The 6,889-nt window shown below is 72.7% G+C and carries 5 protein-coding genes and 2 pseudogenes; 3 read left to right on the top strand and 4 right to left on the bottom strand.

What is annotated here, in order from left to right; all coding sequences use genetic code 11:
• The first annotated feature begins 37 nt into the window (after positions 1 to 37).
• The 3 genes and pseudogenes from ACFQE5_RS17090 to ACFQE5_RS17100 all read left to right on the top strand — a co-directional run bounded on the left by ACFQE5_RS17090 (position 38) and on the right by ACFQE5_RS17100 (position 3,180).
• The gene (locus ACFQE5_RS17090) at positions 38 to 2,110 is read left to right on the top strand and encodes an ATP-dependent Clp protease ATP-binding subunit (protein WP_379586328.1); all 2,073 of its coding nucleotides are present in this window, start codon (positions 38 to 40) and stop codon (positions 2,108 to 2,110) included.
• 264 nt (positions 2,111 to 2,374) lie between these two features.
• Positions 2,375 to 2,728, top strand: a pseudogene (locus ACFQE5_RS17095) (ABC transporter substrate-binding protein); the annotation flags it as partial.
• A gap of 101 nt (positions 2,729 to 2,829) precedes the next feature.
• Positions 2,830 to 3,180 carry an ABC transporter substrate-binding protein gene (locus tag ACFQE5_RS17100; RefSeq protein WP_379586329.1) on the top strand — a complete coding sequence of 117 codons (351 nt, stop codon included), beginning with the start codon at positions 2,830 to 2,832 and terminating at the stop codon, positions 3,178 to 3,180.
• Between the two features lie 10 nt (positions 3,181 to 3,190).
• Here the strand turns inward: ACFQE5_RS17100 and ACFQE5_RS17105 are convergent, their stop codons facing one another.
• The 4 genes and pseudogenes from ACFQE5_RS17105 to ACFQE5_RS17120 all read right to left on the bottom strand — a co-directional run.
• Positions 3,191 to 4,015, bottom strand: a complete 825-nt coding sequence (locus ACFQE5_RS17105; protein WP_379586330.1) for an ABC transporter ATP-binding protein — start codon at positions 4,013 to 4,015, stop codon at positions 3,191 to 3,193.
• The gene (locus tag ACFQE5_RS17110; RefSeq protein ID WP_379586332.1) at positions 4,012 to 5,100 is read right to left on the bottom strand and encodes a FecCD family ABC transporter permease; all 1,089 of its coding nucleotides are present in this window, start codon (positions 5,098 to 5,100) and stop codon (positions 4,012 to 4,014) included. The genes ACFQE5_RS17105 and ACFQE5_RS17110 overlap by 4 nt, the downstream gene beginning before the upstream one ends.
• Entirely contained in the window at positions 5,097 to 6,167 is a 1,071-nt protein-coding gene (locus tag ACFQE5_RS17115) for a FecCD family ABC transporter permease (RefSeq protein ID WP_379586333.1), read from the bottom strand. The genes ACFQE5_RS17110 and ACFQE5_RS17115 overlap by 4 nt, the downstream gene beginning before the upstream one ends.
• 111 nt (positions 6,168 to 6,278) lie before the next feature.
• Positions 6,279 to 6,889: pseudogene (locus tag ACFQE5_RS17120) on the bottom strand (hypothetical protein); the annotation flags it as partial.

Raw genomic sequence — 6,889 nt, forward strand, 5'->3', positions numbered from 1 at the left:
CCCGACCTCCCCTCGCGGACGGGCGCGAGCGGCCGAAGTGCGGGAGGATCGCGTCATCGGCACCGTCGGGGAGGTCGACGTGGCGGACGAGCGACCAGGGTTCATCCCGTTCGACGATCTGTTCGGCCGGCTGATCGGCAACCTGGAGGCAACGCTCTCGGGTGGCGGGATGCCCGGCTTCGGCCCCACTTCGCAGTCCCGGGCCCGCACACCGGGGCTGGACCGCTTCGGCCGGGACCTCACCGCGGCCGCCGTCCAGGGACAGCTCGACCCGATGATCGGCCGCGAGGCGGAGCTGGCGCAGATCCTGGAGGTGCTGGCCCGGCGCACCAAGAACAACCCGGTGCTGGTGGGAGATCCCGGCGTCGGCAAGACCGCGCTCGTCGAGGGTCTCGCGCAGCGGGTGGCCGCCGGAACCGTGCCCGCGGCGCTGCACGGGGTGCGGGTGGTCGCGCTGGATCTGGCGGGCATGGTCGCGGGCACCCGCTATCGCGGGGACTTCGAGCAGCGGCTGACCCAGGTCATCGACGAGGTCGTTGCCGGCGAGCGTTCGATCGTGCTGTTCGTCGACGAACTGCACGCCGTGGTGGGCGCCGGGGCGGCCGAGGGCGGGGCGATGGACGCCGCGACCGTGCTCAAGCCCGCCCTGGCCCGCGGCGACCTGCGGCTGATCGGTGCGACGACCGCGGTGGACTACCGCCGGCACATCGAGCGTGACCCCGCCCTGGAGCGACGCTTCGAGCCGGTCCGGGTCGCCGAGCCGTCGGTCGACGAGACCATCGCGATCCTGCGCGGTCTGCGCTCCCGCTACGAACAGCACCACCGGGTGCGGATCACCGATCCGGCGCTGGTCGCGGCCGCGCGGCTGTCCGCCCGTCATCTTCGCGGCCGGTTTCTCCCGGACAAGGCGATCGACCTGGTGGACCGGGCGTGTGCCCGGGTCCGGGTCGACGGGGAGGATCCCGCGGCCGGGCGGCAGGCGGCCGAACGCGCCGAACAGCTGCGCCGGGCCCGCGACGTCGCGGTGGACGCCGAGGACTACGAGCGCGCTCATCTGCTCTCCCGGGAGCTCGAGGCCCTCGAGTCCGGGCTGGGCGACACCGCGGACCCGACCGAGATCACCGGCGACGACATCGCCGCCGTCGTCGCCCGCAGCACCGGCATACCGGTCGCCCGGCTCAGGGCCAGCGAGCGCTCCCGTCTGCTGGACCTGGAGGAGCTGTTGCACCGCAGGGTCATCGGTCAGGACGACGCGGTGCGCGCGGTCGCCGACGCGGTGCGCACCGGCCGGGCCGGGCTGGCCCAGCCGGACCGCCCGGTCGGCTCGTTGCTGTTTCTCGGTCCGACCGGGGTCGGCAAGACGGAGCTGGCCCGGGCGCTGGCCGAGGCGCTGTTCGGCACGGAGGACGCACTGCTGCGCTTCGACATGAGCGAGTACGCCGACCGCAGCAGCGCGTTGCGGCTGGTCGGCGCGCCCCCCGGGCATGTCGGCTACGAGGACGGGGGGCAGCTCACGGAGGCCGTTCGGCGCACCCCGTATGCGGTGCTGCTGCTGGACGAGATGGACAAGGCGCATCCGGAGGTCACCTCGACGCTGCTGGGCGTGCTCGACGCGGGCCGGCTCACCGACGCCCACGGCCGCACGGCCGACTTCACGAACGCCGTGGTGATCATGACCAGCAACCTGGGAGCCGAGCTGGTGCCGGCCGCCGCGGTTGCGGGCAGGCCGGTGGCGGAGGTTCGCGGGTCGCTGCTGGCCGCCGCGCGCGGCCGATTCCGGCCGGAGTTCCTCAACCGCCTCGACGACGTCGTGCCCTTCCACGCTCTCGGCGCGGCCGAACTGCGCGCGATCACCCGCCTGTTACTCGCCCGGACGGCCGAGCGGCTCGCCGGGCAGGAGATCGAGCTGGACGTGTCGGAGGCGGCGCTCGACTGGATCGCCGAGCGGGGCCATCAGCCCGATCTGGGCGCCCGGCCGTTGCGGCGCACGATCGCCCGCGAGCTGGACCGCAGACTCTCTCGAATGATCATCGGCGACGAGCTGCGGGCGGGGCAACGGGTGCGCGTCGACGTCGCCGATGCCGAACTGGTCCTCACGGTCCGGGACTGAGCCGTTCGACGATACGGCTTGACGACGTCGTTCGCAGAGATTTAGATAGCCTAACTTCTAGTCAGGTTTACCATCCCTGAAATCTGGCGTTCGTCGAGGAGGACCACCCACATGAGACGACCGGTTCGGGGCCCGGCATGGCCGCACCGCCTTCGGCTGGCGGTCGCCGCAGCCGCCGTCGCGCTCGTCTCGAGCGCCTGCGCGGGCAGCACCGACGCCACCGGGGAGACGACCGCGTCGACCGGCCGCACCATCACCCATGCGATGGGCAGCACCACTGTTCCCGCCGACCCGCAGCGGGTGGTCGTGCTCGACACCCAGGAGCTCGACGCCGCACTGTCCCTCGGGGTGGTCCCGGTCGGAGCGGTGAGCACCGCCGTCGACGCGAACCTCCCGGCGTTCCTGCAGGACAAGGCGCCGGCCGAGAAGATCCAGAACGTCGGCACCATCCAGAGCCCGAAGCTCGAGGCGATCGCCGCGCTGAATCCGGACCTGATCCTGTCGAGCAAGCTGCGCCACGAGAACATCTATCCGCAGCTGTCCGCGATCGCCCCGACCGTGTTCGCCGAACGCACCGGCGACGCCTGGAAGGACAACCTGCTGCTGTTCGCCGATGCCCTCGGCCGCAAGGCTCAGGCGCAGCAGCAGCTGGCCGCCTACGAGAACCGGGCCACGGCATCGGCGAGCGGGTCCGCGCCGCGGACACCTCGGTCAGCGTCGTGCGCTTCAATCCGGGGGAGATCCGCCTCTACGGCCCGCGGTCGTTCATCGGCACGGTCCTCGCCGACGCCGGGTTCGCCCGTCCGGCCAGCGTGCAGAACGCCGAGAAGACCTTCGTCACGATCAGCCCCGAGGAGATCGGCTCCGCCGACGCCGAGGTGATCTTCACAACGGTGTACGGGCCGGCCGAGGCCACCGGCAAGGCGCAGGCCACCGAGCTGTGGGACACCCTCACCGCGGTGCGGGCCGGCAAGGTCTTCGAGGTATCCGACGACACCTGGATGCTGGCCATCGGGCTGACCGGAGCCAATCTGGTGCTCGACGACATCGAGCGCCTGCTCGGCCCCTGACCACGAACGATCAGCCCGCCTCCGCGGCGACGACCTCCAGCGCACGGTGCCGCCGCCCGATCGGGACGACGAGCGGGGTACCCGCGACGGGGTCCACGACGATCTGGGCGTCGAGATCGAACACCGTGCGCAGCAGGTCCTCGGTGAGCACCTGGTGAGGGGTGCCGTCGGCGACGATCCTGCCGCCGCGCATCGCCACCAGGCGCTTCGCATAGCGCGCGGCGAGGTTGAGATCGTGCAGCACCATCACAACGGTGCGCCCCGCCTCGGTGTGCAGCCGCTCCACCAGGTCCAGCACCTCGACCTGGTGGGCCAGGTCGAGGAATGTGGTGGGTTCGTCGAGCAACAGCACGTCGGTGCCCTGGGCAAGGGCCATCGAGATCCACACCCGCTGGCGCTGCCCGCCGGACAACGCGTCGACGGGGCGTTCGGCGAACTGGTCCATGCCGGTCCAGCTCAGGGCCTCGGCGACGACGTCCTCGTCGTCGGAGGACCACTGCCGGTACCAGGCCTGGTGCGGGTGACGGCCGCGGGCGACCAGGTCGGCGACCGTGAGCCCCTCCGGCGCGATCGGGTTCTGGGGAAGCACCCCGAGTATCTTCGCCACCTCGCGGGTGGGTGTCCGGTCGATCCGCCGCCCGTCGAGCAGGACGTGGCCGCCCCGGGTCGGCATGAGCCGGGCCAACGCGCGCAGCAGCGTGGACTTGCCGCAACCGTTCGGACCGATCACGGCGGTGACCGTGCCGTCGAGCACCTCGATGTCGAGCCCGTCGACGATGAGGTGCTCGCCGTAGCCGAGCTGCAGGTCGCGGGCCTCGAGCCGGGGGGTTGTCATGCGGTGACTCCTCGGTTGCGGCGGGCGAGCAGGTGAAGCAGGTAGGGGGCGCCGAGGACGGCGGTGACGATGCCGACCGGCAGTTCGGTGCCCAGCGCCGTGCGGGCGATCAGGTCGGCGCCGACCGTGAGCAGCGCCCCGTAGACCGCGGCGGCGAGCAGCGGAGGGCGGGAGGCGCCGACCAGCCGCTGGCAGATCTGCGGCACCACCAGCGCGACGAACGCGATGGGACCCGCGCTCGCCGTCGCGACCGCGGCGAGGGCGACCGCCAGCAGGATCAGCGCGCCGCGGGACCGGTTCAGGTTCAGCCCGAGCCCGCGCGCGGTGTCGTCACCGAACTGGAGCCCCCCGAGCGCGAAGGCCAGCAGCAGGGCGATCGGGACGAGGATGAGCAGGGCCAGCCCCACCGGCACGACGTGCTCCCAGCCGCGAGCGTTCAGCGATCCGGTGAGCCACACGGTGGCCTGCGCCGCCTGGTACACGTCGCCCACCACCAGCAGCCAGGAGGTGAGGGCCATCGCGACCGCGCCGACCCCGACTCCGACCAGCACCAGCCGGTAGCCCTCGATGCCACGCCGGTAGGACAGCGTGTAGACCAGCCCCGCGGTGCACAGGCCGCCGACCAGCGCGGCCATCGGCAACCCGGCCGCGGACAGCAGTCCGGTGATCGTCGCGGTACTCCCGCCGAGCACGATCACCGCCACCGCGGTGGCACCGGCGCCCGCGGTGACGCCGAGGATGTCCGGGCTGGCCAGCGGGTTGCGCGCGATGGCCTGGGTGATCGCCCCCGACAGGCCCAGCGCCGCGCCGACGAGGATCCCGGTCAGCGTCCGGGGCAGCCGTAGCTCCAGCACGATGAACCGCTGGGCCTCGTCACCGCCGCCGACCAGCACGGTGAGCACCTCGGCCAGCGAGATGGGGAAGTCGCCGCGGCCGATGTTGACCGCCGCGAGCAGCACCAGCAGGCCGAGACCGGTGAGCGTCACCGCGATCATGCGCGGTCGCCATACCCCGGACAGCGGGCCCAGCCGGATCGGCCTGCGTCCGGCCAGCCTCCCCGGTGGTCGTTCCAGCAGGCCGGTCACAGCGCGGCCAGCCTGCGCCTGCGGACCAGCGCGACGAAGAACGGTGCCCCGACCAGGGCCAGCACGATGCCGACCTGTAGCTCGCCCGGCCGGACGACCACGCGTCCGATGACGTCGGCGACCAGCAGCAACACGGCGCCGGCGAGCCCGGAGGCGGGCAGCAGCCACCGATGGTTCGGGCCGGTGAGCGACCGCGCGACGTGCGGCACGACGAGCCCGACGAACCCGATCGGCCCGCACGCGGCCACCGCGGCCCCGGTCAGCAGCGTGATCGCGATCAGCCCGACCCAGCGGGTGCGCTGCACCGGCTGACCGAGACCGCGCGCGACGTCCTCGCCGAGCGCGAGCAGGTTCAGCCCGGGCGCGTTGACCGCCGCCAGCAGCAGCCCGAGCCCCAGGAACGGGGCGACCTGTCCGAGGGTTTCGGCGTCGCGCCCGGCGACGGACCCGACCGCCCAGAACCGGAACGCGTCGAGCGTGTTGGTGTCGGCCAGCACGAGTGCCGAGGTCAGCGCGGTCAGCATGGCGCTGACGGCGACCCCGGCGAGCGCCAGCGTCACCGGCGTCGGCCCGCCCCGGCCCAGGGAGCCGAGCACGAACACCAGCACGCTGGCCGCCAACGCCCCGGCGAAGGCGAACCAGACGTAGCCGAGCAGGCTGGTCACGCCCAGCGCGTAGATCCCGATCACCACGAAGAACGCCGCGCCTGCGCTGACCCCGAGCAGTCCGGGATCGGCGAGCGGGTTGCGGGTATGCCCCTGCATCAGCGCCCCGGCCACGCCGAGCGCGATGCCGACACCGATCCCGAGGACGGTGCGCGGCATCCGCAGGGAGCGGACCACGATGTCGTCCTCGGTGCCGGTCGGCAGGACGATCGCGTCCCAGACGGCGGGCAGCGGGATCGGCTTCGCGCCGACGGCGAGGCTGGCCAGCGCCGCGGCGGCGAGCAGGACGAGCAGCGCCGCGACGACGAATCTGCGCCGTCGGCGCGGCGCGCCCGGCCCCCGGCGCCCGGCCGGTGTCCCCGGCAGTCCGGGATCGGCGGGCGTCGCCGTCGCTGTGGTCACCGTCCGCCGTTCCCTCGCTCAAGTGTGGCTGCCCTTGACTTAGCGAAGGCTAACAAGATGACGGTCGAGGGGGAAGCCGCCCGGCGCAGCTCGGTCCGCCGGGTCAGCGGATCAGGCCGGGCGGGCCAGCAGCTCGCCGAGGTGGCGGTCGATCTGGGGCATGTAGGAGGGGGCGATGCCGAACAGTCCCAGGTGTCCGCCGATGTCGTCGATGATCCGCAGCTCGCTGCCCTTGATCAGCTCCTGCTCGGCGCGGCAGTCACGCACCGGGAAGAACATGTCCTCGTTGATCGGCAGCACGAAGGTGGTGGCGGTGATCCGGCCCAGCGCCGCGGCCAGGTCCCCGCCGGTGTGCCGGGCCACGTCCCCGCGCTGCCACTTCCACGCCATGCACAGCAGGTCGTTCGGGTCCATCACGGTGAAGTAGGGCTCCAGGAACCCGGTCAGGAACGCCTCCTTGGAGTCGAACTCCAGCGCCCGCCACACCTCCTGCTTCCAGAACTCGGTGGAGAACCCCATCACCGCCCAGATCCCGGCGTGCCGGCGCAGCCCGGCGGCGACCTCGGTGTGGGAGGCGTACTCGCCCCCGTTGAACCCCGGGTCCGAGGTGATCGCCGCGGTGAGCGCCTCGGTGAACAGGAAATCGTGCGGGGTGTTCTGCGCGGTGCCGGCGATCGGGGCCGCCCGCTTGACCTTCTCCGGGAACCGGACCGCCCACTCGT

Origin of the sequence: Pseudonocardia hispaniensis (assembly GCF_042658695.1) — a bacterium.
Lineage (GTDB): Bacteria > Actinomycetota > Actinomycetes > Mycobacteriales > Pseudonocardiaceae > Pseudonocardia > Pseudonocardia hispaniensis.

Bases quoted from the DNA above. Each gene is read 5' to 3' on its own strand.
- ACFQE5_RS17105 (WP_379586330.1), bottom strand. From the start codon at position 4,015: ATGACAACCCCCCGGCTCGAGGCCCGCGACCTGCAGCTCGGCTACGGC.